The 25,147-nt window shown below is 64.0% G+C and carries 27 protein-coding genes; 8 read left to right on the forward strand and 19 right to left on the reverse strand.

Translation table 11 applies throughout. From position 1 onward, the window contains the following. Positions 1-12: 12 nt before the first annotated feature. Genes ACK3R5_RS10480 through ACK3R5_RS10490 form a run of 3 tightly spaced genes read right to left on the reverse strand, consistent with a single transcriptional unit; the run spans position 13 to position 2,896 of the window. The gene (locus ACK3R5_RS10480; RefSeq protein ID WP_411964003.1) at positions 13-276 is read right to left on the reverse strand and encodes a ubiquitin-like small modifier protein 1; all 264 of its coding nucleotides are present in this window, start codon (positions 274-276) and stop codon (positions 13-15) included. A gap of 23 nt (positions 277-299) precedes the next feature. Next, positions 300-1,691: a TrkA C-terminal domain-containing protein gene (locus ACK3R5_RS10485; RefSeq protein ID WP_411966917.1), complete on the reverse strand. Its 1,392-nt coding sequence runs from the start codon at positions 1,689-1,691 to the stop codon at positions 300-302. Continuing rightward, positions 1,691-2,896 carry a potassium channel family protein gene (locus ACK3R5_RS10490; protein WP_411966918.1) on the reverse strand — a complete coding sequence of 402 codons (1,206 nt, stop codon included), beginning with the start codon at positions 2,894-2,896 and terminating at the stop codon, positions 1,691-1,693. Before ACK3R5_RS10490 ends, ACK3R5_RS10485 begins: the two co-directional genes overlap by 1 nt. 157 nt (positions 2,897-3,053) lie before the next feature. On the opposite strand from ACK3R5_RS10490, the gene ACK3R5_RS10495 reads away from it, so the two are divergent. Then, positions 3,054-4,283 (forward strand): NAD-binding protein, encoded by a 1,230-nt coding sequence (locus ACK3R5_RS10495; RefSeq protein WP_411964006.1) that lies wholly within the window; start codon positions 3,054-3,056, stop codon positions 4,281-4,283. Here ACK3R5_RS10495 and ACK3R5_RS10500 read toward each other — a convergent pair. From ACK3R5_RS10500 to ACK3R5_RS10520, 5 genes are all read right to left on the reverse strand, one after another. Further along, positions 4,280-5,782 (reverse strand): HPP family protein, encoded by a 1,503-nt coding sequence (locus ACK3R5_RS10500; protein ID WP_411966919.1) that lies wholly within the window; start codon positions 5,780-5,782, stop codon positions 4,280-4,282. The genes ACK3R5_RS10495 and ACK3R5_RS10500 overlap by 4 nt on opposite strands. A 9-nt stretch (positions 5,783-5,791) precedes the next feature. Continuing rightward, entirely contained in the window at positions 5,792-6,520 is a 729-nt protein-coding gene (locus tag ACK3R5_RS10505) for a nucleoside phosphorylase (RefSeq protein ID WP_411964008.1), read from the reverse strand. 61 nt (positions 6,521-6,581) lie between these two features. Further along, positions 6,582-7,106 (reverse strand): hypothetical protein, encoded by a 525-nt coding sequence (locus tag ACK3R5_RS10510; RefSeq protein ID WP_411966920.1) that lies wholly within the window; start codon positions 7,104-7,106, stop codon positions 6,582-6,584. Between the two features lie 101 nt (positions 7,107-7,207). After that, positions 7,208-8,122: a carbohydrate kinase family protein gene (locus tag ACK3R5_RS10515; protein WP_411966921.1), complete on the reverse strand. Its 915-nt coding sequence runs from the start codon at positions 8,120-8,122 to the stop codon at positions 7,208-7,210. A 120-nt stretch (positions 8,123-8,242) separates the two neighbouring features. Beyond that, positions 8,243-9,055: a DUF63 family protein gene (locus tag ACK3R5_RS10520; RefSeq protein WP_411966923.1), complete on the reverse strand. Its 813-nt coding sequence runs from the start codon at positions 9,053-9,055 to the stop codon at positions 8,243-8,245. 66 nt (positions 9,056-9,121) lie between these two features. Between ACK3R5_RS10520 and deoC the strand changes: the two genes are divergently transcribed. Further along, complete coding sequence (gene deoC, locus ACK3R5_RS10525) at positions 9,122-9,760, forward strand: deoxyribose-phosphate aldolase (RefSeq protein WP_411964012.1); 639 nt, start codon at positions 9,122-9,124, stop codon at positions 9,758-9,760. Positions 9,761-9,783: 23 nt separating this feature from the next. On the opposite strand, the gene ACK3R5_RS10530 is transcribed toward deoC, so the two are convergent. The 3 genes from ACK3R5_RS10530 to ACK3R5_RS10540 form a co-directional block, all read right to left on the reverse strand. Continuing rightward, positions 9,784-10,992: a PQQ-binding-like beta-propeller repeat protein gene (locus ACK3R5_RS10530; protein ID WP_411966924.1), complete on the reverse strand. Its 1,209-nt coding sequence runs from the start codon at positions 10,990-10,992 to the stop codon at positions 9,784-9,786. Continuing rightward, complete coding sequence (locus tag ACK3R5_RS10535; RefSeq protein ID WP_411966925.1) at positions 10,989-12,260, reverse strand: PQQ-binding-like beta-propeller repeat protein; 1,272 nt, start codon at positions 12,258-12,260, stop codon at positions 10,989-10,991. Before ACK3R5_RS10535 ends, ACK3R5_RS10530 begins: the two co-directional genes overlap by 4 nt. Before the next feature lie 135 nt (positions 12,261-12,395). Next, entirely contained in the window at positions 12,396-12,797 is a 402-nt protein-coding gene (locus tag ACK3R5_RS10540; protein WP_411964015.1) for a DUF5518 domain-containing protein, read from the reverse strand. Positions 12,798-13,020: 223 nt separating this feature from the next. On the opposite strand from ACK3R5_RS10540, the gene ACK3R5_RS10545 reads away from it, so the two are divergent. Together ACK3R5_RS10545 and ACK3R5_RS10550 are read left to right on the forward strand one after the other, a co-directional pair. Continuing rightward, complete coding sequence (locus ACK3R5_RS10545; RefSeq protein WP_411964016.1) at positions 13,021-13,197, forward strand: hypothetical protein; 177 nt, start codon at positions 13,021-13,023, stop codon at positions 13,195-13,197. A 94-nt stretch (positions 13,198-13,291) separates the two neighbouring features. Further along, a complete protein-coding gene (locus ACK3R5_RS10550) occupies positions 13,292-14,572 on the forward strand; it encodes a tRNA (N(6)-L-threonylcarbamoyladenosine(37)-C(2))-methylthiotransferase (RefSeq protein ID WP_411966926.1) in 1,281 nt (426 codons plus the stop codon). A 24-nt stretch (positions 14,573-14,596) separates the two neighbouring features. On the opposite strand, the gene ACK3R5_RS10555 is transcribed toward ACK3R5_RS10550, so the two are convergent. After that, the gene (locus ACK3R5_RS10555; protein ID WP_411966927.1) at positions 14,597-15,346 is read right to left on the reverse strand and encodes a class I SAM-dependent methyltransferase; all 750 of its coding nucleotides are present in this window, start codon (positions 15,344-15,346) and stop codon (positions 14,597-14,599) included. 52 nt (positions 15,347-15,398) lie between these two features. Then, a complete protein-coding gene (locus tag ACK3R5_RS10560) occupies positions 15,399-15,638 on the reverse strand; it encodes a hypothetical protein (protein ID WP_411964019.1) in 240 nt (79 codons plus the stop codon). A 119-nt stretch (positions 15,639-15,757) separates the two neighbouring features. On the opposite strand from ACK3R5_RS10560, the gene ACK3R5_RS10565 reads away from it, so the two are divergent. Beyond that, complete coding sequence (locus tag ACK3R5_RS10565; protein WP_411966928.1) at positions 15,758-16,348, forward strand: S26 family signal peptidase; 591 nt, start codon at positions 15,758-15,760, stop codon at positions 16,346-16,348. A gap of 13 nt (positions 16,349-16,361) precedes the next feature. Here ACK3R5_RS10565 and ACK3R5_RS10570 read toward each other — a convergent pair whose 3' ends face one another. The 3 genes from ACK3R5_RS10570 to map all read right to left on the reverse strand — a co-directional run bounded on the left by ACK3R5_RS10570 (position 16,362) and on the right by map (position 18,914). After that, positions 16,362-17,297 carry a cation diffusion facilitator family transporter gene (locus ACK3R5_RS10570; protein WP_411964021.1) on the reverse strand — a complete coding sequence of 312 codons (936 nt, stop codon included), beginning with the start codon at positions 17,295-17,297 and terminating at the stop codon, positions 16,362-16,364. Positions 17,298-17,378: 81 nt separating this feature from the next. Then, a complete protein-coding gene (locus tag ACK3R5_RS10575) occupies positions 17,379-17,942 on the reverse strand; it encodes an HIT family protein (protein ID WP_411964022.1) in 564 nt (187 codons plus the stop codon). Positions 17,943-18,023: 81 nt separating this feature from the next. Next, positions 18,024-18,914 (reverse strand): type II methionyl aminopeptidase, encoded by an 891-nt coding sequence (map, locus tag ACK3R5_RS10580; protein WP_411964023.1) that lies wholly within the window; start codon positions 18,912-18,914, stop codon positions 18,024-18,026. Between the two features lie 167 nt (positions 18,915-19,081). Here map and ACK3R5_RS10585 point away from each other — a divergent pair, with 167 nt between their 5' ends. From ACK3R5_RS10585 to ACK3R5_RS10595, 3 genes are all read left to right on the forward strand, one after another. Then, positions 19,082-19,783, forward strand: coding sequence for a metallophosphoesterase family protein (locus ACK3R5_RS10585; protein WP_411964024.1), 702 nt, complete (start codon positions 19,082-19,084; stop codon positions 19,781-19,783). 78 nt (positions 19,784-19,861) lie between these two features. After that, complete coding sequence (gene ppk1 / locus ACK3R5_RS10590; RefSeq protein WP_411966929.1) at positions 19,862-22,114, forward strand: polyphosphate kinase 1; 2,253 nt, start codon at positions 19,862-19,864, stop codon at positions 22,112-22,114. Between the two features lie 73 nt (positions 22,115-22,187). Beyond that, on the forward strand, positions 22,188-22,664 hold the full coding sequence (locus ACK3R5_RS10595; RefSeq protein ID WP_411966930.1) for a hypothetical protein: 477 nt from the start codon (positions 22,188-22,190) through the stop codon (positions 22,662-22,664). Positions 22,665-22,684: 20 nt separating this feature from the next. Here the strand turns inward: ACK3R5_RS10595 and ACK3R5_RS10600 are convergent, their stop codons facing one another. Genes ACK3R5_RS10600 through ACK3R5_RS10610 form a run of 3 tightly spaced genes read right to left on the reverse strand, consistent with a single transcriptional unit; the run spans position 22,685 to position 25,009 of the window. Continuing rightward, positions 22,685-22,945 carry a lipoyl domain-containing protein gene (locus ACK3R5_RS10600; RefSeq protein ID WP_411964026.1) on the reverse strand — a complete coding sequence of 87 codons (261 nt, stop codon included), beginning with the start codon at positions 22,943-22,945 and terminating at the stop codon, positions 22,685-22,687. A gap of 31 nt (positions 22,946-22,976) precedes the next feature. Then, on the reverse strand, positions 22,977-24,017 hold the full coding sequence (locus ACK3R5_RS10605) for an alpha-ketoacid dehydrogenase subunit beta (RefSeq protein WP_411964027.1): 1,041 nt from the start codon (positions 24,015-24,017) through the stop codon (positions 22,977-22,979). Then, positions 24,017-25,009 carry a thiamine pyrophosphate-dependent dehydrogenase E1 component subunit alpha gene (locus tag ACK3R5_RS10610; protein ID WP_411968655.1) on the reverse strand — a complete coding sequence of 331 codons (993 nt, stop codon included), beginning with the start codon at positions 25,007-25,009 and terminating at the stop codon, positions 24,017-24,019. Before ACK3R5_RS10610 ends, ACK3R5_RS10605 begins: the two co-directional genes overlap by 1 nt. Positions 25,010-25,147 lie beyond the last annotated feature (138 nt).

The raw sequence follows: 25,147 nt of genomic DNA on the forward strand, positions 1-25,147 counted from the left end.
GAGTATCGTCGTCTACCCGCCGCTCACCGGCGGGAAGAGCGCGAGTTCGTCACCCGTCTCGGCATCGTCGTCGAGGGCCGCGTTCTCGCCGTTTCGCAGGACGTTGATGTGGTCGTACAACTCGCCGTCCTCGGCAAACACCCGCGATTCGAGCGACGGGTGCGACCCGACGAGTGCGTCGAGTGCGTCACCGATAGTCGCGTCACCGGAGACGTCGACGCGGACGGTTCGGACACCCGCAACCTCTGCGAGGTCAGCGAACAGTTTCCACTCCATGCTATGGTCTCCTCGCTCGGTGCTCATGAGGATTGCGCCCCGGACCGGGTCGCCGACGCGTTGGATTCGGAGGCCGTCTCTCCGGTGTCAGCGCTGTCGCCGGACCCGCCGGCACCGCGTTCCGGACCATCCTCGTCGCCCCCGTCGGGTCGGCTTTCGTCACTCGACGCCCGTCGTTCGACTTTCCGGAGCACTTCCGGTCGGCCGACGACGTAGAGCGTGTCACCAGCGCGTAGCTCGGACTCTCGGGTGGGGATGGCATCGATGGACCCGCTGGCCGGCCGGATGGCGACGACAGTCGTATCCACGTCGGCGACGACTCGCCCGTCGAGTGCCGACTCCGGTTGGACCGTGATAACCGCCATCGTCTCGTCGGCGTTCCGCAGGAGCGACGCGAACTCTCTGTCGACTCGCGGGTCTGCTGGGAGCGTGACGAGGCGATACTCGTCGGCACCCGACAGTCGGTCTGCGTCTTCCTCGTCGAGTGCGATGGTCGTAACGTCGTCCGCGACGCCTCGAAGTTCACCGAGAGCGACGCGAGTCGGTTTCGACCCGCTGTGGCCGTTTCCGGTCTGACTCGTCGGCCCGCCGTCAGTGGACGTGTCGACAGGTTCTTCGGCCGCGACAGACGGAGTGGTCCACACCTGCACCGGGTCGCCAGCGGCCGCACCGGGACCCGGGTCGCCACGGACTGCGAGGGCGACAGTTCCCGGCGAGAGCGTCGGCCCCAGCCCTGCCGCGCGACTCCCCAGCGCGAGATACGACACGTCTCCGTCTTCGAAATCGACGTCGACGTGGCCGACGCCGTGGTCGTCTTTGATGCGCTCGACGAGTCGGGTTCGGAGTCCGGCCTCGTCGAGTCGGCGCGGGAAGAGCAGCGTCTTCCCGGCCAACTGCGCCTTGATGGTCTCCGAGACTGGGTCGTACGCCTCGATATCGCCGATTTCCTCGGGGAGCGTCACCGACGTCACCCGACCGACAGTCCGGACGAGTCGACTCACGTCGGCGTCGAGTTCCTTCGCGCCGGTGACGGCGAACACGTCGGTTGCGAGGCGGTCACCCGCGAGACGGCCGACGGGGGAGACGAGTGCCGCACCCGCCAGCGCCGTCGTGTTGAAGAGTACCGTCTCCAGTTGGAAGACGGCCGTGTCGGTGCCGGTGACGAAGTCACCGAACAGACCGACGGTGTTCAGATAGAGCGCGACGACCGATGCGCCGAAGAGGACGGCGAGCGCCCGTGGAATGTCCTCTCGGGTGTACCACCGATACAGGAGCGCTGCGACACTGGAGGCGAGGAACGCACCGACGACGAGGCCGATGACCCGGAGGACGTTTCTGACGAGCGGGTCGCTCACCGGCGGGAGCGATGTCTGACCAACGACCGAGAGGAGGAAGTCGACCGGAACTGTCGCCATCATGCGATGGCCCCCTCGAACGCGGCGAGTTCGGTCCGAGACCCGACGGCGTACACCGTGTCACCGGCCGAGACGTCCTGGTCCCCTCGCGGGGCAATCGTCCACGACCCGCCGTGACGGACCGCGAGGACGGCGACACCGTAGGCGTCGCGGACGCCCACGTCGCCGAGCGTCACCCCGTCGAGCGGGCTCTCTTCGCCGACCGTAAGCCGCGAGAATCGCGTCCCTGCACGTCGGAGGAGGGAGACGAGTTCGAACTCACGACGGACGCCGCGTGATTCGACGACGAACTGCTTCACGTCGCTCCCGAGCAGCGTCTCCACGTCGGTTCTGTCGACTGCGATTGTGACGCGTCCTTCGCCACCGGTCGCGGTGGGCGCTCTCGATTGCGTCTTCGGTGCGTCGTCGTCCTCGTCGTCGTCCTCGTCGATACTCTCGGTCATCGACGCCACGCCGACGACTGACGCCGAGACAGTTCCGCCGTCCGTCGCGACGACCACGTCGTCACCCCGTGCGAGACCCGTCGGAACGAGTGCGTCCAGCGAGACGGCGCGTTTCCCAGCTGGAAGCCGTTTCGAGAGGCCGCCGAGCGGTGCCGCCGCGGCGACGGTGGCGCGGGCCTGTTCGTCGATTTCGACTTCGACAGCGACGAGGTCGAAGTCGGTCTGGAGACGGTCGGCGAACCGCGATTCGAGTTCGACGAGCGGGATGTCCGCGGGGAACGTCCACTCGCCGTCACGGATGCCGTTTCTGACCTCGAACGGGACCGGTGGGTAGCCCTCGATGTCTTCGACTTCGCGCGTGACGGTGACGCGAACCTGTCCGCGCCCGCCGACGAGTTCGACGACGTCTGTCGAGAGGGTTCGTTCGGTGAGTTTGCGCAACGACATCTTGCGCGGGATTTCGTTGGCGAACGCGTCACCACGATTGTGCGCGTAGAGCGCGCCCATCAACACGACCAACAGCGCGACGGTGAGTCGGACCTGATTGTCAGACTGCGTAATCGTCGGGTCGGTGAGTGCCATGAGGCCGCCGCTCGCGCCGGCGATGGCGACGCTGAAGACGACGACTGCGAGGCCGGGGATAGTGACCCCGGTCACGTAGCGGAACCCGAACCCGAACAACCACGCGACGGCGGCGGGTACGAGCCCCGTGAGAATGCCGAAGTAGAGTCCGTAGACGACTTCGACGGGGAGTGAAGCCATAGCCACATTCACTCACTGCCGAGGTAAATGCGTGCCGGAGTGTGGAGTAGTGTCTCGAACCATGGTGTCTGTTGACTCTGATACTGCCTGTGTCGGTGAGTCGTAATCGGCCGGTTTCAAACCCTTTTTTCGTGCGCCACACACACCTTTGGCCGACATGGTGACGGTACGCGACTGGGTCGGACCACGAATGACAGTTACGACGGTGTTCGTCGTCGCAATCCTCTCGGCGGCGACGGGCATCGTGAACATCAGTTCTCCCGTGACCGGCGGCGTGCTCGCATCTGTCGTCCCCGACGTGATTCGCATCACGGCAGGGTTCACAGGCACACTCACTGGATTCTTGCTCCTCGCCAGCGTCTACGGCCTCCGGCGTCGCCTCCGCTCGGCGTGGTATTCGTCGGTCGTTCTCCTCCCCGTCTCCGCCGCACAGGGCCTCATCCAGTCGCCCGAACGCGCAGCACCACTCATCGGGTTCTCGGTCGTCAGTTTCGTCCTCCTCACCTTGAATTACCGAGCGTTCGACCGTGACCTCGACCTGAGCGTCACCCAGTTGTCGGCGTTTTTGGCCATCGCGGGGGCACAGACCTACGCGACGGCGGGGGCGTACGCCCTCCGCGAACAGTTCAACGGCATCGACACGCTGTTCGACGCCTTCTACTTCGCGCTCGTCACCGGCAGTACAGTCGGATACGGCGACATCACCCCGCGAACGCCGGTGGCGAAGATATTCGGGATGTCGGCACTACTCGTCACTGTCGCGAGTTTCGCAGTGGCGCTCGGTGTCCTGCTGACGCCCGCCATCGAAGCACGACTCACCAAAGCACTTGGACGTATGACCGAATCACAACTCGAACTCCTCGACAACCACATCCTCGTCCTCGGACACGGGGAACTGACCGAACCGATTTTAGAAGAACTCGAAGACCGCGCGGACGTGCTCATCATCACGCCGAACGCGGAGCGAGCACAGCGTCTCTCTGACCGCGGGTACGACGTCTTCACCGCCGACCCTAGCGACGAGGAGTCGCTCAGACGTGCCCGCGTCGAAGTCGCGCGCTCGGCCATCGTCGCCACCAACAACGACGCCGAAGACGCACTCGCCATCCTGACGGCCCGACAACTCAACCCCGACATCCACATCGTCGCGGCGGCGACCCAACGCGAGAACGAACCGAAACTCCGGCGCGCAGGCGCGAACACGGTCATCAGTCCCGCCGCACTCGGTGGGCACTTCCTCGCAGAGTCGGCTATCGGTGGGAGCGGACTGGAGACGGTCGAAGAACGACTCCTCGGAGAACAACCGGACGATATGGTCGAAGAGGCAGACGGCACCAACGACGCCGACGACGCTGGCAGCACCGGTGACGCGGACCGGGACGCCTAGTTCCCTCTGTCGAAGACGGCGACGTCGCAGTCGATTTCTCTGATTCGTTCGAACGTCGGTGGCGCGATGAACCGCGAGGCGGCAGACCGCTCACCGCTCGACCCGAGGACGACGAGGTCGTACGCGCCGGCGTTCGAGTCGATGAACTTCGTCACCTCGGTCCGTGCGACGCGCGTCTCGATGTTGCCCTCTGCCGTCTCGACGAGATTCGCGAGTTTCGTCTCGGCCGGGCGTCGCTCGACTTCTGCACCGATACACGTCGTGACGCTCACGCTTCCGGTCTTGCCGGCGAGGCGGGTGGCGAAGTCTATCATCCCGTGGGCGGCGTCGCCAGGCCGTGCGACGAGGACGAGGATACGCCGCCAGCGATACGACTCGCTCACCGACCGAAACGCCACCGTGTCGTACTCGCCACCGAAGAGGCCGCGGACGTAGTCCGACAGCAGACCCCGGTCTTCTTCGTACGGGGTCACCACGAGGTCCGAGTTCGTGTTTGCCGCCGCCTCGACAGTCGCGGCGAGTGGGTCACCACGCGCGACGACGACTTCGACGGGCACCCCCAGTCGCGTCCGAATGTCGTGGGCACACGATTCGAGGCGTTCGACTGCGGCATCGGCCGCAGGGTCACCAGTCGAGTCCCCTGCAGACTTCGATTCGACGACCGCGGAGTCTGATTCGTCCACCGACGAGACGACGACGTCCTCCGAGTCGGCCCTCTCGTCACTCGCCGGTGGTTCGGCCGTCTCCGTCGTCTGGTCGGGTGAGAGAACGTCGAGGAGGACGACTTTGCCCGCTTCGTGTGCGGCGGCGAGTTTGGCGGCGAAGAACGCCGTTCGGTTCGCCGTCTCGCCACGCATCGGGACGAGCACGTGGTCGTCGCCGCTGACGGTACCGTAGAGATACTCCGCACGGCGTTCGTAGAACTCCTCGCGCCACACCGTGAACACGACGGCGATGACGACGCTCGCGAAGAAGATGCTGGCCACGTACTCTTCGGGGTTAACGTCCCCCGTGACGAGCGTCAAGAGCGCCGTAGAGAACGCCGAGGGTGCCTCGATATCGAGCGCCCACGTGGCGGCACCGGCGAGAAAGATTGCCAGTGCCGCAGACGACGGGTGGACGATAGTCGTCCCCGTCGGCCCGTAGACCCACGTGGAGAACCCGTAGGCGACGAGGCCACAGAGCGCACCGGCGGTGAGTGCGAGGATGAACTTCACTGGCGACGCGTACTGTCCTTCGGGGTCGGAAAACAGCGTGTAAGACCCCGACGCCAGTGGCGGGAACAGGAGGAACGAGAGGGTGGTCACCGCGTTCGAGACGAACGTCACGCCCGCGATGAGAAGCGGGATGACGAGCAAGACGGTGAGGTGGAGGAGATTGTTCGTGTTCTCTATCCACCGACCGAACGCCACCGCTTCGCGCCGCTCTACCCGCCGGATTCGCGTGTAGAGTTCGCTGACGCGCGCGACGACGCGGGCCGGAAGGTGACGGATGTCCACTGCGTGTCTCTACGCGAGGTCAGTGACGGCGTCGAGCGTGATGCTGATGGCGCGCTCGACGTTGTTCTTCGCCTTCTCGGGGAGTTCTTCGTCGGAGTCCGCGCCCTTCTGCGTACCGGCGACGAGGTTACCATCGACCGTACAGATAGCACCGGCGCGGAGGCCCTTTCGGCGAGCGAGCGAGAAGACGGTTGCCGCCTCCATCTCGATAGCGAGGAGACCCGCTGCGTTCCAGTCTTCGACGTACTCGTCGGACTCGTTGTAGAACGCGTCGTCGGAGACGATGGGGCCGACGTGGACGTCTTCGTCGTTGGCTTCCGCCGCGTCGACGAGCGAGGTGAGCACGTCGTAGTCGGGGACGGCCGGGTAGACTTCCGACTCGTAGCGCTTCGAGGTGCCTTCTTCTTTGGCGGCACCCGTCGCGACAATCATGTCGCCGACTTCGATATCCTCCTGCAGTGCGCCGATTGTACCGACGCGGATGAACGTCTCGACGCCCACGCGCGAGAGTTCCTCGATAGCGATGGCGGCCGACGGACAGCCGATACCGGTCGAAGAGATGGTCAGCGGGACGCCCTCGTACTCCGCGTTGACGACTTTGTACTCGCGGTTTTCGGCGACTTCTTCGACGTTCTCACACTGCTTTGCGATGCGCTCGACGCGCCCCGGGTCGCCCGGGATGAGTGCGATGTCGTTTACGTCGCCTTCTTCGACGAGGAGGTGGGGCTGTTTCGCCATAGTCGACCCACTCGTGTCGTGGGCAAAAACGACGCGGTTCGGAGAGCAGACGGCGAGTCAGTCACGCGATACCGGCGAACAGTGCGGGTCCGAGAACCAACAACGCCGCCCCGAAGACGAGCGACGAGCGGAGCCACTGCCCCCGGACCGCTGTCGCGCGTTCTTCGTAGATACCCCGTCCCGCACGCGGCAAGACGAAGTAGGAAAACAGGAAGTTGATACTCACCACGACGACGACCATCGACACGAAGTGCGGGACGAAATCGACTCCGGCCAGTGGGAGTTCGGGAATGACTCCGTCGGCCACGAGGTAGACGGCCGCGTAGAAGATTCCAGAGAGGATGCCCGCGAGGTGATGAACGAGGTTCGCGTCGAGGAAGTCGACATTCTCGGGGGCGGTCCGTCGGAACACCGACGCGGCGACGTAGGCAGGGGTGAAGCCCTCCTCCTGTCGCCACATCGGGATGTCCATCACCACAGCGGCCGCTAAGCCGACGATAGCACCGAGTGCCAATCGCTCGGCGACTGTGCCGACGTTCGGGAGGGCCACGAACGCGGCCACCACGGCCGAAACCTGCTCCAACATCGTTCCGAACGACGGACGGTGAGGATAAAATTGGCGGGGGTCGGGTTCGAAATATTGTTCTGTCTCGCCGACACGAACTGCCTGCGGCGTGACACGACTCGTCAGCGTTCGAGTAAGTCGTCCAATCGCCGCCACGAGAGTTGGGTTCGCGCACCAGGTTCTGCCGCCGTGAGCGCCCCGCAGGCGTTCGCGATAGCCAGAGCACGTTCGTACGACCGACCCGCCAGTCGGGCGGCGATAAAGCCAGATGCGAACGCGTCACCTGCACCGGTCGTATCGACGGCATCGACCGGATAGCCGGGGTGGACGTGTCGCTCGTCGCCGTCGCGGACCTCCGCTCCCTTCGGGCCGTGTTTGACGACGAGCGTCGTCTCGTCGAGTGCGTCACCGACTGCGCCGCCGTTGCCACCGGTAGCTGAATGGTTGTGCTCGGCCGCTTCGCCCAGTGCAGTGGCGGCCTCTCGGTCGTTGAGGAAGACGTAATCGACCAGTCGGAGCGCATCGGTGTAGCCCCTGTCACCGATGCGTCGCCCCGGGTCGAAACTGACCGTCGTCCCCAGTTCGGTGGCCTTGCGTGCGAGTGCGGCGGCAGTCTCGGGTGCCTGACTCGTCAGGTGGAGGTGGTCGGCGTCGGCGAGTGCGTCGGTGGGCACGTCGTCCGCGTCGAACGCCTCGTTGACGCCGGGTGCCCCGAGGACGAACACCTCGCCCGCCGCGTCGACGACGATGTACTTGACCGTCGTCGGGCCGTCGTCGACGTCGACGACGTACCGGCAGTCGACCCCTTTCGACGCGAGTTCGGCGACGGCAGAGGCACCGTGTTCGTCGTCGCCGACGCTCCCGAGGAGTGCCGTCGGAACGTCTAGGCCGACGAGTCCGCTGGCGACGTTGGCGGCGCTCCCCCCACCCGCCCCGACACTCGACTCGACAGTCGCCTCCCCGTCAGGGTCGGGGAGCGAGTCGACACGGAGGGTGACGTCCCAGTTCAGGTGACCGGCGCAGATGACACGGGACATACGTCTCCGAGAATCGTTCCGCCGCGCAGATAACTTTCCCGGCTCGACGACCGTTCTGTCGGTGAATCGTGTCCAAAAGGCTGCACAGCACTGAACGCCAACGGCCGTGTTCACCGCCGGTCAGGCACCGACGATTGTGAACAACAGCAGGTTGTGGACACCGGGGCCCAATCCGACTGCCGCGACGAACCCCAACAGAACCGCACCTTCGGTGGGTTCCTCGCGGACGTAGTCGGCGAGGAGTGCGACGACGAGACCAGCGACGGCGAGTTTCACGAGGACGAAGAGCCACCCGACGCCGATGATGTCGGCCGTCGGAAGCGCACCCGCAGCTTCGAGGATGATTCGGGAGAGTGGCGTCCGTTCGCCGAATCCGAGGACGTCCACGCCGATGGCGGTAGAGACGCCATCGAGCGCGTGGGCGAAGATGGCGACGACGCCGAGCGCCCCCGCCGCTTTCGCCTCGGGGTCGAGTCGCGTGACGAGACGCCACACGACCGGTGTGACGAGCGCCGCGACGACGAGCGCGACGGTGGGCCAGAGGGGTGACAGCGTCCCGGCGGCGAGTCCGCTCCCGAGCGCGAGGACGACGAGGACGCCCGCGAGGACGATACCGGGGAGTGCGATGTTTCGCGGCGACGCGTCGCCGAAAGCGTCGAGTCCGAGGACGGCCACGCCGGCGAGAATCGCGACGGTGAGATAGACCGCCGGCGTGCCACCGAACGGTTCGACGACTGGCGGAAGCAGTCCGACCACGAAAAAGACGTGAAACGCCGACCCCGACACCATCCAGGGGACGAGCGCGAGAACGTGCTCGGCAGAGACGGACGGTCGCCGTCTGAACAGGCCGACGCCGACGCCGACGAGACCGGTGACGAGGACGACCAGATACGGCAGTGGGGGAAGCGCGAATCCTTCGGGGAGGATGGCCATGCAGGAGGCCCAACGGGGCGGCGTGAAAGCCTTACGTTCTTTAGGTGCCCGTCTCCACCACCGAATATGAACCGAGACGACCTCGCGCCCCGTATCGACCACACGGTCCTCGGACCCGAGACGACGATGGCCGACGTGGAAGCCGTCTTAGACGAGGCAGACGAGTGGGGGATGAACGCCTGTATCCCGCCGTGCTACGTCGAAGAAGCGGCCGACTACGCCCCGGACGTACTTCTGGCGACGGTCATCGGGTTCCCACACGGCCAGAACACGACGGCCGCGAAACACGAAGAAGCGGTGGACGCGTGGAAGGCCGGTGCCGACGAACTGGACATGGTCATCAACGTCGGCCGACTCAAAGCCGGCGAAGACGAGGCCGTCACCGAGGATATCTCGGAAGTCGTCGCCGCCGTCCCCATCCCGGTGAAGGTCATCATCGAGACGGCACTCCTCACCGAGGAGGAGAAACACCGCGCCTGCGAGGCGGCCAAAGAGGCTGACGCGGCGTTCGTCAAGACGTCGACCGGATTCGCCGACGGCGGCGCGACTGTCGAAGACGTGGAACTCATGGCGGAGTATCTCCCCGTGAAGGCATCCGGTGGCGTCGGTTCGTACGAAGACGCACTCGCGATGTTCGAGGCCGGTGCGGAACGCATCGGTGCCTCCTCGGGCGTCGAAATCGTCTCGGGCGCGCCCGACGAATAACCGTCTTCGGGCTCTTCTCTCCGTCAGTCGACCCGCAACGCGACCAATCTCGCCGACCCGTCCTCCCCGCCTGATTCGACGACGAACACCGAGTCGTGGGCCGGTGTCGGCCCCGTCACTGCACCGCCCTCCAGCGAGTAGTTCCAGCGATGATTCCCGAGTCGCGCACTCCCGACGCCGATTCCGCCCGAACGGTCGTAGGCGACGACACCGCCGTCGTCACTGGTATCGGAGACGAAGATAGTATCACCAGCACCCGCCGGCGGTGCGAAGAAGTCGCCGTCGGCTTTCCACGATGGCGACCCGTCGCTGTCGTCATAGGCGTGGATGCCGCTCCCATCCGTCGAGTAGACACGGTCCGGGCCGAGAACGAGAGACCGATGTGGTGACGACTCGTCGCGGTGCCAGTCCACCGACCCCGCTCTGAGGCTGCCACGAAGACGAGCGACGCCCGCACCGAACATCCCAGCGACGACGTCGCTACTCGTCACGTATCCGAGTGCCTGAATCCCACCGGGGAGTTTGGTTCGCCACAACCCAGTCGGCTCTCGCCCCGGGCCGTCGTCGTCCAGCGCGACGACTTCGCCGCCTTCCGTCCCGACGACGACTTCGCCGAACTGTGCCGCCAGTCGGACTGCCGGCCCGAAGACGCGGGTCCGCCACTCGATTCGCCCGTCGCTCGCTCGGATTCTGAAGACGTAGCCGGCGGTGTCGGCGGCGTAGAGGCGGTCCTGGTCGGGAGTCGAACGCAGTATCGGCGCCCAGACGCTCGATTCGGTCGGCGCGTGCCACACCTCCTCGCCGTCGTGGGTAAAGGCGAGGACACCGGTTCTCGCGCCGGTCTGGCCGATGTAGACGTGGTCGGCGTCGACAGTCACCGGCGACCGAAACCCACTGTTCGACTCGACGTTCACCGACCAGCGTTCGGTCCCGTCCTCGACGTCGAACGCACGGAGCGTCTTGCCAGTCGCGTAGTAGACGGTGTCTTCGTACACTGTCGGTCGGGTGCCTCCCAACCCCCCGACTTCGACACCCCACGCCTCGCTCGGTTTCGAGGACGGGCCGGTCGAACGGGGGTTGTAACTCGTCCCCTGTGCCGAGAAGTTGGGGTGCGGCCAGTCGGCCCGGCCCTCGCCGGTCGAACCGGCGTCGTCACCGCTGAGACACCCGGCGAGGCCGGTGAGCGTACCGGCACCGACCACTCTGAGCGCGTCGCGTCTGGTGAGTCTCACGCCGCTTCACCTCCTGTCGTCGCCGTCGTTCCAGACACTGACTGCCCCGACACCGACGCGTCGGCGACGACGGTGAGACTCATCAGACCGTCGTCGCGCGTGACGGGACAGAACACCCGTCTGTCGGTACAGGCGAACGAGTGGCCGACGTAGCTGCCGAGTTCGAGCGACCAGCGTTCACGGCCACCGACGACGCCGATCCCACCTCGTTTCAACGCGACCAGTCTGCCGTCGCCGGTGCCGACGTAGACGGTGTCGTCCGCGATGCTCGCTGCCGACGTTCCCTCGCGTGGTGAGTACGACCATCGCTCTTCTCCGGTGGCCACGTCGAGCGCGCGGAGGTCACCTCTCGAGGTGTACAGTCGCTCCCCGTCGAACGCGAGTCGCTCGTGGACGCCCTCGTCGTCTTCCCAGACGACGCTGCCGTTCCGGCGTTCCAGTGCGGCGATGCGGTCCCACCCGGCGACGTAGACGCGTTCGTCGCCGACGACGGGTGCGACCGGTTCGGCGGTTTCGAGTGCCGCCTGCCAGTACCCACTGCCGTCGGCGCCGAGGCAGTAGAGGCGCTGGCCTTCCGTGACGACGAAGATAGCACCGAGATTGACGGCGAGTTGCCGCCTGACCGCACCGAAGAGTTCTCTGGTCCACTTCACTTCGGCGTCGTTCAGGTCCACGGCGCAGACCTGTTCGTCCCTGAGGCCGAGAAACATCGTCTCTCGGTCGTTGGAGAAGGAGGGGGCAGTCGTCGGTGCGGCAGGGAGTTCGATGCTGCGAAAGTCGCGGCCAGTTTCGGCGTGATAGACTCCCATCCGGCGGGGGCCGTGGTGGGTGATACCGGACGAATAGAGCGACCCGTCGAGGACGGCGGGCGTCGCCCACCTGTCGCCGGGGACGACTTCGACTTCCTCGCCCGCCGCGGCGTCGACGATGTGAATCGGGTCGCTGGCGGTGTAGGCGACAGAACCGATGGCCGCCGGTTCCCACGTCGGCATCCCGAACGACGCTTCGTACTCGACGACTGGGTCGGACACCGCATCGCCTTCGTGGAGGAACGCGGTGTTGGCGTCGTCGTGGGCGTAGGTGGGCCAGTCGGCGTCGAACTGGGTTCCTTCGGGGGAGTCGTCGGCGGTGCTATCGCTCCCACCGAGACACCCGGCGAGAGCGGCGAGCGACCCCAACCCGACGAGTCGAACTGCGTCACGCCGACCGAGTGTCGGAGGCGACAGCGACGACTCTCGACGTTCGGCGTCGCGAGTGCTGGAGGGCATACCGCGCGAATTCATGTATCACTGAGTTCACAACAGTGTGACAAGTACCTTTTCGTCAGCGACAGCGAGCGCGACTGCTGGACGAGAAAGCGGTCGAAAAAGACGGAATCGAGTGGTCGGCCCGTCGTCGCCGAATCAGGCGGCAGGTCTGCCAGTGCGCTCGACAGAGCGGTTCTTCATCATGCTGCCGAGCACGCCGCCGACGGCACCCGGGACGCCCGCGAGGACGATGATGACGATGGACGCTGCGAACGTGGTCAGGCCGAAGAACAGGCCCGTGAACAGGATGTTGAACAGGACCAGTCCGATAGCGACGAATATCCCACCGAGAGTCGTCGCGACGAGGCCGTTGAGTGCGCCGTCAGTCGTTCCGGTCATCACCATGTACCCCGCGACGAACCCGCCGATAATCCCGGTCAGGATGTACCCGACTGTCGGGAGCGTCATCGTCGTGAACGGGATGGTGAGTCCACTGAGGATGCCAATGATGAGCGTTGCGGCGAAACCGTATGCAATCGCGCGGAGGTTAAGTTCCATAGCGAGTCAATATACAACGGCTGATGGCTTGAATTATGTTCGCCATATTTAGGATAATACCGCCGGTGGGAGTTTCCGGTGGGACAGATTATCAGGGATAGACGCTCCGATACGCCCATATTCGATGGTTCTCTACCAATCTCGTCACGGGAACCGCCGACTCTCACGTGATGTCTAACATTCAATACTTACGCGACACGCTCTTCGATAGCCCCCGCTTTCGATGTCCCGAACCACACTCCACCGCGTCTCGATGGCAGTCGGATTACTCTGCTTCGTCGTCGGATTCCTGCAACTGCTCCCGTGTCTCTCTTCGGTCCTCCGGTCTTCGTTCAGCCTCGGGCAGTGCTGGTCTGAGTTCCTGTTGACGCTCGTCGGCGCGTTGTTGTTCACGCGCTAGCCCCTGGACCGTCTCGTCGGCGTCCCTCCGAGGGCCGAACGTCGTCGGATACCGCGTCGTTTTTGGCCGCGCACCCGATAACTGAGATAACCGAATGGCCCGATACCACATCGAGACGTATGGCTGTACCTCGAACCGCGGCGAGAGTCGCGCCATCGAGAGTGCCCTCCGCGACGCCGGTCACTACCGCGTCGACGGGCCCGAGGAAGCCGACGTCGCCATCATGAACACCTGTACGGTCGTGGAGAAGACGGAGCGGAACATGCTCCGCCGGGCCAAAGAACTCGAACAGGAGACGGCGGACCTCATCGTCACCGGTTGTATGGCACTCGCACAAGGCAACGACTTCCGCGAGGAGGGCATCGACGCCCAGATTCTCCACTGGGACGACGTTCCCACCGCCGTCACCAACGGTGAATGTCCGACGCCCGGCCCCGGTGTCGAACCCGTCTTGGACGGCGTCGTCGGCATCCTCCCCATCGCTCGCGGGTGTATGTCCAACTGCTCGTACTGCATCACGAAGTTCGCCACCGGGCGGGTCGATTCGCCCTCCGTCGAGGAGAACGTCGAGAAGGCGCGCGCACTCGTCCACGCCGGTGCGAAGGAACTCCGCATCACCGGCCAAGACACCGGTGTCTACGGCTGGGACAAGGGCGACCGGAAGCTTCCAGAACTCCTGGACCGCATCTGCACCGAAATCGAGGGTGACTTCCGGGTCCGTGTCGGCATGGCCAACCCCGGTGGCGTCCACGGCATCCGCGACGAACTCGCCGCCGTGTTCGCGAAGCACGACAAACTCTACAACTTCATCCACGCGCCCGTCCAGTCTGGGTCCGACGACGTGCTCGAACACATGCGCCGGCAACACCGCGTCGACAAGTTCCGCGACATCGTGGAGACGTTCGACCGGGAGTTAGAATACTGGACGCTCTCGACGGACTTCATCGTCGGCTATCCCACCGAAACCGACGAAGACCACGCTAAGTCGATGGACCTCCTCCGCGAGATTCGCCCCGAGAAAATCAACGTCACGCGCTTCTCGAAGCGCCCCGGCACCGACGCCGCCGACCTGAAGGGCCTCGGTGGGACCATCAAGAAGGAACGCTCGAAGGAGATGTCCGAAGCGAAGATGGACATCGTCGCCGCCGCTTACGAGGAGATGGTCGGCACCGAACACGACGTGCTCGTCGTCGAGGAGGGAACCGGTGACTCGGTGAAGTGCCGCGACGAGGCGTACCGCCAGATTATCGTCCAGAACGCCTCCGAACACGGCCTCGAACCCGGTGACTTCGCCCGGGTGACGGTCACCGCACACCAGACAGTCTACGCCTTCGGCGAACCCGTCGAGACGACAGTCGAACCGAAGGCCGCCTGAGAGCGAGCGCGTCGCCACTGATTCTTACGGCCTGACCGACCAGACGAGTTCGTCTTCCGCCGACTGTGGTGGGTCACCGTCGAAGTTCGTCACCTCCCACGACGACGCACCGACGAGTCGCAACAGCAGTTCGAACTCCCGTTTCGTCACCGACTTCAGTCTGTACGACCCCGAGACGACGACGTCGTCGTGCTCGTCGAACAGCACCTTCTCACCTTTCACGATTCCCTCGACGTCGTCTTCGAAGTCTGCGCGGTGCATCACTCGATACTGCTCGCCGCCGATTTCGACTGCTTCTATCTCTTCGACGCCGTAGTTCTCCACGACGAATTCACAGTCCGGCGCATAGAAGTTCAGCACCAACTCGCCGTTTTCCGCCGTCGCGTCGAGGAGCGACCGGAGGGCCGCGAGTTGGTCGTCGATAGTCAGATTGTGCAGAAACGCCCGGAAGGGGACGACGACGAGTTCGTAGGGGTCCGAGACGGTGAACTCGCGCATATCCGCCTGCCACACGTCCGGGTCGAACCCTGCTTCGGTGGCACGTTCCCGGAGTTTGTCGAGCATGCCCGTCGAGAGGTCGATACCGGAGGCGTCGACGCCAGCACGCAGGAGTTCGAGGTAGATTCGACCCGTCCCGCACCCGACTTCGAGGACGCGGCCATCGACGTCGCTTGCCCGGTCCACGTAGTACGACACGTCTTCTGTCGGCGTCTCCTCCGCGTCGTAGACGGCGGCCCACGTGTCGTAGTAGTCGAGGCTGTCGTCCGATTCCATGGGCGGTCTGCGGCCGAATCGGCCTTAAACCTTCGCTCGATTCGGCGTGGCGTTACCTCTCGAACTCCTCGTCACGAGATTCGTATATCACCGTCAGTGTCCCGGGTGTTGGCCGTCGTGCGGCGTTACGGATATTCTCGAACTGTTCTAACACTGCCGTCGAGTCGCTCGACCCCTCGACGAGCGTTCGTGACTCCTCTCGGAGCGAATCGTACAGACGGTCCATCAACCGTTCGATAGCGTAGGCGTCTGACTCCGAATCGATTTCGAACACGGCCGTATATTCATCCATGAACTGACTAGTTCCGCTCGCACGATAACGGTTGGCACCGAGTACTCTCGACGGTGCCCGCGACAGCAGACAGACGTCTCACCGACAGATTGGTATCACGGGTAGTACAGATTTCGTGTGTGTCCTCCGACGACCCTCCACTCGTCCGCCTCGTCGCCAGCGACGTCCTGCATACGCTCGCCGTCCTCTTTCTCGTCGGTGCCATCCTCTTTACCGTCACGGGCGTCTGGCCACCGATGGTCGCCGTCGAGAGCGCGAGCATGGAACCCCACCTCGAACGCGGTGACCTCGTTGTCGTCACCGACGAGGGTCGGTTCGCCGGGAGTGCCGCCGACACACACGGCGTCGTCACGGTGAACGCGAGCGACGGATACGGTCGAATCGGCGCCGACGGCGACGTCGTCGTCTACGCGCCACCGTCGAGAGACGGGTCGCCCATAATCCATCGGGCGGTGTTCTCCGTCGACGCCGGCGAGAACTGGTACGCCGAGGCGAACGAGTCGTACGTCCGCGGTGCCGACTCCTGTGCCGAGTTACTGAACTGTCCGGCACCCCACGCAGGCTACATCACTCGCGGCGACAACAACGACTACTACGACCAGGCGACAGGTATCGCTCCACCCGTACGACCGGAGTGGGTCGAGGCGAAAGCGCAGTTCCACGTCCCGTACCTCGGGACGCTCCGTCTCGAACTCCAGGAGCGACTCTGAGGGAAGAAACAGCCTACTCCTTTCCGTTCCCGTCCGGCGTGAACGGGGTGTATCGGCCGTCGCCCGGGTCGTCTTTCCACTCGCCGAGTTCTTTCGGGTCGATGTGGACGAACACGTCGTCGACTTCGTCGATGTCACGGATGGCCTGGACCACCCACGTCTCGATGTCGTGGGCCTCGTGGAGCGTCATGTCACCTTCGACTTCGATGTGGAGGCTCACGTCGATTTCCGGGCCGACGTAGTGGGCGACGACGTCGTGAGCGCCGCGAACGTCCGGATGCGAGAGCGCTCGCTGGACGATGAGGTCACGGAGATAGTCGGGTGGTGCCGCACCGACGAGATAGTTGACGTTGTCGCGGACGATTTCGAACCCGGTGTAGATGATGCCGAGGGAGACGACCATCGCGGCGAGTGGGTCCAACACCGGATAGCCGGCCTGTGCGCCGAGGACACCGACGAGTGCCGCCGTCGCGGTGAGGATGTCGTTGCGGTTGTCGAGTGCCGCAGCGACCAGTGCCGGCGAGTTCTGCTCACGGCCGACGTCGTAGCAGTAGCGGTAGAGTCCGTATTTGAACACACCGGCGGCGACGAGGATGGCAACCCCGAGTGCCCCTGCGGTCCCACCGTAGGTCCCTTCGAGGATGCTGGTCGTACTCTGCCAGAGAATCGCCCCGCCTGCGCCGAAGACACCGACGGCGACGAACAGCGAGACGAACGGTTCGATTCGCTCGTGGCCGTGCGGGTGCTCGAAGTCCGGCGGTTTCGTCGTCAGATAGAGGCCAGCGAGGATGATGGTACTGTAGATGGCGTCGGCGAGACTGTTCACCGCCTCGGACCCCACGGCCAGACTCCCCGTCGTCCACCACACTGCGCCCTTCCCGAGAACGAGCAGGACGTTCACCACGAGGACGACGATACCGACCCGACGGAGAGCCTGCTTCCGATCCATTACCGTGGCTTTCGGGTGTCGGGTTGAAATGCGCTTCGGGTGATAGCGGGCGTTTAGACGCGGTTCACAAGCGTTTTTGAGTCAGTCTAATTCGAAGTAAACCGCGTCATCGTCGCCGTCGACGACGGCCCCATCGAGTTCACTGAAGGCCTCGTGGAGGTGTTCGTAAGAGTCGTCGAGTGCCTGCACGATGACTTTCGTATCCGAGACGACGGGCATGAAGTTCGTATCGCCGCTCCACCGCGGGACGACGTGGGTGTGGAGGTGGTCGTCGATGGACCCACCGGCGGCAGACCCGCCGAGGTTCTCGCCTGCGTTGAACCCGTCTGGGTCGAACGCGGCGTCGAGTGCGTCGAGCGTTCTGGATTTGAGGCGAGCGTGGTCGAGGAGTTCCTCGTCCGAGAGGGCCGCGAAGTCGCCGGTGTGGCGGTACGGGATGACCATCACGTGACCGGGGGCGTACGGGTAGTTGTTGAGGAGGACGAACGAGTGTTCGGAGCGAGCGACGATGTTGCTCTCGGCGTCGTCGTCGCGTTCGGGAAGCGCACAGAACGGACAGGAGTCGTCGCCTTCGTCGTCGTCTCGGTTCTGGTCGTCGTCCCGCGTCACCCACTCGATACGCCACGGGGCGAACAGTTGGTCCATAGCGGTGTGAACGAACGGGGGGATGCAAGCAGTTTCGGTTGGTGGTCTCTCGAACGCCAGACCGAACGCCGGACGTGCGGTCTACCGCGTGATGTTCTCGTAACCGTCTTCGGTGACGATGAGGGTGTCTTCGGCCTGTCCGACCATCGCACCCTCCTCTTCTTTCAGGACCGGGTAACCACGGAGGACGCCCTGTTGTTCGAGGCGGCGAATCGCCATCTCGGAGCGACCACCTTCGAACCAGCGCGCGGCGAAGGGGAGGAGTTTGTACTTCTCGCGGACCTCGTCGAGCAGTTTGCGCGACATCCGGTCACGGACCGACCGGTCGTTGACGAGGCTGTAAATCTCGTTTTTCGACCCCTCGGTGACCTTGCCGGACCCGTCGGTTGCGAACGGTTCGATAGCGATGACGTCGCCGACTTCGAGTTCGACACCCCGGTCAGCACCGCGGTTCGGAATCGTCGGGTCGGTGTGGGCGTCCCACTGTTCGACGCCGTGTCCAGAGAGATTGAGAACCGGCGTGTAACCGTAGCCACGAATCACGTCTTCGATTTCGGCCCCGATTTTCCCGGTGTGGGCGCCCGCTTCGACCATGTCGAGGGCGGCGTCGAGTGCCTCTTCGGCGGATTCGACGAGTTCGTCGTTCCCCGAGAGGTCGACGGTCACCGCCGAGTCGGCGATGTACCCGTCGACGTGGACGCCGATATCCAGACAGACCATGTCCTCGCCGAAGACGGTGTCGTCGTCGCGCCCAGGACTCGCGTGTGACGCCTCTTCGTTAACGCTGATGTTGACCGGGAACGCACACCCGTCGGCGAGTTCGCGGATGCGTGACTCGGCGTGTTCGGCCACTTCGAGGTGAGTGACGCCGGGTTCGACCATCTCGGCCGTCTCGTCTAACACCGTTCGGAGGACCGTTCCTGCCTCTCGATACTTTTCGACCGTCTCGTCGTCGAGGGGTCCGATGCTCATGTCCCCGGATTCGGGGTCCCGCCGGAAAGCGATTGCGGGACGAGTGGGACCGAATGGAGGGTCGATTCGGTCCGTGTCTCCGGCCTTCCCTTGACTATATAGCACAAGGTTGAGAAACTAGTAACCCTTTCTAAAGTTCCAGTGGTTGATACAGAGAGAAAGTTCGCATGAGTGTACCTACGTTCCACCCTGACGTCGCCGACCAGCATCTCCGCGTCGACATCGACGACTGGGACGACGTGTACGTCGTCGGCGACGTCCACGGGTGTCTCTCCGCACTCGAACGCCTCGTCGACCGTCTCGCCCCTACCGAAGATGACCTCGTGGTCTTCGTGGGTGACCTCGTTCGGAAAGGCCCCGACAGCAAAGGCGTGGTCGACTTCGTCCGCGAACGCGACAACTTCCTCACCGTCCGCGGCAACAACGAGGAGAAACTCGTCCGTGGGACGAAAGAAATCGACGCGCTCACCGACGACGACCTGGCGTGGATAGAATCCCTGCCGGTCGCCATCTCGTGGGACGGCGCCCTCGTCGTCCACGGCGGCGTCCACCCCGACGTCCCGCTCGAAGAACACGACGTCGATGCCCTCGAAAACACGCGTGCGATGAACCCCGGCGATAGCTACGACGGTCCCTTCTGGTTCGAACACTACGACGGCCCAGACCGGGTCTTCTTCGGACACACCGTCATGGCGCACCCCGCAGTCTACAGATACGCGATGGGACTCGACACGGGCGCCGTCTACGGCGGCGAACTCACGGCCTACGACCTGCACGCCGACGAACTCGTCTCTGTCGACGTCGAGGTGACACACGAATCGCGCAAAGAGTCGAAAATCATCGACCCCCGGCAACCCGCGCTCGCGTGACCTCGCCACGAGTGTCGGTCTCCACCCCCCAACAGGCGGCGGAGTAAAGTTCACTGCGGTACCATCTTCTCTCAGTCGATGTCCGAAGAGGAAACCCACGTCGGCGAACGATTCGAATCCAACGGGAGTCTCACGGACGGGCAGCGTCCGACGACGGCCCCCGTTCGCATCAGTGACGTCACTGGGACGCCATCGATTTCGGACGACGTGGACCTCTCGGACACGGAACTGTACCTCAATCGCGAACTGAGCGAACTCTCGTTCCACGAACGCGTGCTCAACGAGGCGTTAGACGACCGGAATCCGCTGTTCGAGCGCGTGAAATTCCTCTCGATTCTCACCTCGAACCTCGACGAGTTCTTCATGAAGCGCGTAGGTGGGTTGAAACAGCAAATCGCCGCCGACGTGACGGAACTGTCGCCCGATGGCCGCACCCCGCGTGAACAGTGGCAGGTCGTCTTAGAGCGTGCACGTGACCTGTTGGACCAGCAGACCGCCTGTTTCGACGAACTCGTCCGGCCTGCACTCGCAGACGCCGGTATCGAAATCGTCGCCTACGAGTCGCTGTCGCCCACCGAACAGACGGCACTTCGGGAGTACTTCGAGGCGGCCGTACTCCCCACGCTCACCCCACTGACGTTCGACCCTGCACACCCGTTTCCGTTCATCTCGAATCTCTCGCTGTCGCTCGCAGTGCTCACGCGAGAACACGGCGACGCCCAGACGAAGTTCTCCCGCGTGAAGGTACCCGGGAACCGACCGCAACTCGTCGACGTAGACGAACGTACCGACGGGGGTGACGACACCACCGACGCACCGACGCGATTCGTCCCGCTCTCACGCATCATCGAACACAACCTCGACTTGCTGTTTCCAAACGTCGAAATCGTCGATACGTCGCTGTTCAGGGTGACGCGAAACGCCGAGGTTCGGCGGAACGAGGAAGTTGCCGAGGGTCTCATCACGATGATAGAGGACGTCCTCCGGCAGCGTCGGTTCGCCACCGTCGTCAGACTCGAAGTCGAGACGGAGACGCCGCCTGCGGTTCGCGAACTCCTCGTCGAACAACTCGACCTGGACGACAACGAGGTGTTCGAACGAGACACGCCGATGGACTTCACGGGACTGAAAGCGCTCTTCGAACTCGAACGACACGAACTCGAAGTCGAACCGTGGCACCCCCAACCCCACCCGCGGTTCGTCACCCTCTCGCCAGACGACCCGAACGCGCTCTTCGCCGAAATCGCCCGGAAGGACGTCCTCGTCCACCACCCGTACCACTCCTTTACCGGGACCGTCGGGACGTTCCTGCAGGCCGCGGCGAACGACCCCAACGTCCTCGCAATCAAGGCGACTATCTACCGGACGGCACCCGACTCTGAGGTCATCGAGACGCTCATCGAAGCGGCGAAGAACGGGACACAGGTCGCCGTGATGGTCGAAGTCAAAGCCCGATTCGACGAGGAGAACAACCTGCGGTGGGTCCGCCGTCTCGAAGAGGAGGGGATTCACGTCGCCTACGGAACCATCGGCCTGAAGACGCACACGAAGACGGCGCTCGTCGTCCGCGAGGAGGGCGACGGCGTCCAACTGTACTCCCACGTCGCCACGGGGAACTACCACTCGGAGACGGCCAAACTCTACACCGACCTCGGGTTGTTCACCGCCGACCCGGACATCGGCCACGACCTGGTGCGCCTGTTCAACTTCTTCACCGGGCACTCCCGGCACGACACCTACCGCAAACTGCTGGTCGCACCGACGAATCTCCGCGAAGAGATGACGCGACTCGTCCGCCGAGAGGCAGAACACGCCCGCGCGGGACGGGACGCGCACATCGTCGCCAAGATGAACGCGCTCGAAGACCCGAAGATGGTCCGGGAACTCTACGAGGCGTCGATGGCGGGCGTCGATATCGACCTGGTGGTCCGCGGTATCTGCCGCCTCCGACCGGGCATCGACGGCATCTCCGACACCATCTCGGTGTCGAGCGTCGTCGGCCGGTTCCTCGAACACTCGCGCATCTTCTACTTCGAGAACAGCGGCGAACCGGAGTACTACGTCGGGTCCGCCGACTGGATGACCCGCAACCTCGACCGGCGAGTCGAGGCTATCGCACCCGTCGAAGACCCGGCGCTCTGTACCGAACTCGAAGCCATCTTGAACGCGCTTCTCTCGGACAACCGCCGACGGTGGGTGATGGACCACGAGGGTCGCTACGAGCAGTGCCACCCACCGGAGGGTGGCGAGAAGCGAGAAGCACACCGGATGTTGATGGACCGCGCCCTCGCGGAGACAGAACGAGTCCGAAACGAACAGCGCGAGTCGTAACCGACACGTGTGATGAAACCGAGTGGACCTGTTAGACAGAAGATATTTACTCACTGTCCGCGCGGAATCTCGTATGCCCTCCCGTCGCTCACGGAGACGTGTCCTCCGAAACGTTGGGTCCGTACTCGTCTCGGTCGTTGGTCTGGCTGGATGTCTTGGCGATGAATCGACCGGGAGCGACGAGTCGACTGAGACGACTCACTCCGAGACGATGGACCTGCAGACGACGACGGAATTTCAGACGGGAACGCCGCAGACAGAAGACGCAGGACCGACTGTCGAAGCACGTGCACTCGCAGCAGAGGAACGCTACCTCGAATCCCGACTGCAGAACGCCTCGTGTCTCCTGAGTTGGGGCACGACGGCGACGACAGCGAGCGAGGAAGCGACAATCGTGAGTCGGTCTGACGACGGCATCGTCGTCGACGTCACCCATCCGTACTGGTACAGCAAAGAAGGCGAAGAGGCTGACATCGTCTCAGAAGCGTTCTATCTCGTGAACGAGACGGGTGTCGAGCGAACGAGCGGCGACGATGTCTCTCCCTGTTGACCGCAAAAAGATAGCCGTCCTCAGGCGCTCGGTTGAATCCGAGCGAGGACGTCGCCGCGGGTGAACTCGCCGCCTTCGGCGACGACGAGTTCGGTGACCGTTCCGCCAGTCGGTGCGGTCACGTCGATGCTCACCTTCTCGACTTGCATCTCGCCGATAGCCTCGCCTTCGTCGACGGCGGAGCCTTCGCGGACGAACCAGTTGGCGAGGTAGCCCTCGTCTACGTCGTCCGCGTCGGCGGGCCAGATGGACGCCGAATCGATGTCGACGTCTTCGGTCACCTTCGGCCTCCGTATGGGTTCTGTGTCCCGTTCATTCGTGGAGTCGGCGGATGGCGTCGGCGATTTTGTCGGTGGAGGGGTTGACCTCGTCTTCCAGTGGGCGCGCGTAGGGAATCGGCACGTCCGGGATGGCGAGGCGTTCGACTGCCGTCAGGTCGTCGAGCGCGCCTTCCGCCGCGCGGGCGATGATTTCGCCCGTCACGCCGAACGACTGGTAGTCTTCGTCCACGACGAGGAGTTTGCCGGTCTTGCGCACCGATTCGAGGATAGTGTCGGTGTCGAGGGGGACGAGCGTCCGCAGGTCGATGACTTCGGCGTCGATGCCGTCGTCTTCGAGTCGACTCGCGGCGTCCAAAGACCGGTGGACGTGCAGGCCGAGGGTGACGACGGTCACGTCGCTTCCCTCGCGCTTGACGTCCGCCTCGCCGAACGGAATCGTGTAGTCTTCCTCCGGCACGCCGGTCTTCGGTCCCGGCGGGGACGGCATCCAGCCGAGACCCATGAGGCGCTTGTGGAACATGTACACCACCGGGTCGTCGTCGCGGATGGCGCTGTGCATCAGGCCCTTGGCGTCGTAGGCCGTACTCGGGACGACGACTTTCATCCCGGGGAGGTGGGCGAAGGTCCCGTAGAGCGTCTGGGAGTGCTGCGCGGCGTCGTTGTAGGTGCCGCCGACGGCCGTGGTCAGCACCATCGGGACGGAGAAGGACCCACCGCTCATGTAGGTGTTCTTCGCCATATTGTTGTAGATTTGGTCCATCGCGACGCCGAAGAAGTCGACGAACATCAGTTCGGCGATGGGGCGCATTCCCGCCTGTGCCGCGCCGACGGCGGCACCGAGGTAGGCCGTCTCGCTGATAGGGACGTCCATGACTCTATCACGGCCGAACTCGTCTAGGAGGCCGGTCGTACTGGAGAAGATGCCGCCGTAGTCGGCGACGTCTTCGCCCATGTAGAACACCTCTTCGTTCTCGCGCATCTCCCACGCGATGGCTTCGACCATCGCGCGACTCATCGTCAGTTCGCGGTCCGTCTCGGTCGCTTCGGTAACGTCTCGTGATTCGGTCGCCATTATTCCTCACCTCCATCGGTCGTCGCCTGTGCTGGCGGGTTCTTGAAGACGTCCTCGTACGCCTCCGACGGGTCCGGTTCCGGTTGTTCCTTGGCCCAGTCGATGGCCTCGTCGACGCGTTCGTGCGCCCGCTCTCGAATCTCGTCGAGTTCGTCGTCGCCCACGCCTGCCGTCCGTAAGTCGTCGGCGAGTCGCTCGATAGAGTCGCGCATCTTCGCGCGTTCGACGTCTGCCTCTGGCCGGTACGCCTCCGCGTCGCCCATGAAGTGACCCATGCGTCGGTGGACCTGTACTTCGAGCAGCGTCGGTCCGTTGCCGTCGCGGGCCCGCATGATGGCTTTCTCCGCCGCCTCGTAGACGGCGACGGCGTCGTCGGAGTCGATGCGTTCTCCGGGCATGTCGAAGCCTTGTGCGCGCTGTGACCCGTCTTTGACGTCTGTCACGCGGTCTTTCGGCATGCTAATCGCCCAGTCGTTGTCCTCGACGACGAAGACGACTGGTAGGTCGTGGACTGCCGCGAGGTTGAGCGATTCGAGGAACCCACCCTGGTCGATAGCGCCCTCACCGAGGAAGGCGACGGCGACGGAGTCTGTGTTCCGTTTCTGTGCGGCCATCGCCGCGCCGACTGCCGGCGGGCACCCCTGTGCGATGATGCCCGAGCACGCGAAGTTTACCTCCGGGTCGAACAGGTGCATGTGCCCACCTTTCCCTTTGCAGAGCCCCGTCTTCCGCCCGAAGATTTCTGCGGTCATCTTCTTCAGGTCCACCCCTTTCGCGATGGCGATGTGGTGTGGTCGGTGCGGTGCCGTCACCGTGTCGTCGTCGCGGAGGTGCATGCAGACACCGATACCGGACGATTCGTGGCCCGCAGCGAGGTGAAGCTCACCCGGAATCGGCCCCGCGGAGATATCGAACGCCGGTTGTTTTCCGACGAGATACTCCTCTTGTAGTCTTTCTTCGTAATACCGAGCAGTCACCATCTGCTCGTACATCGTCTGTAGTTCGTTAACTCCCACCATATGCTCGTGAGACTACACAACATGAACTATTAACATTAATTGTGTGAATCACGAACGTCGACTCTCCTGAAACGTCGATTTGGGTCCGAAAGGCGGCGTGAGCGCACAGAA

Source organism: Haloferax sp. YSSS75 (assembly GCF_046764215.1).
Classification (GTDB): domain Archaea; phylum Halobacteriota; class Halobacteria; order Halobacteriales; family Haloferacaceae; genus Haloferax.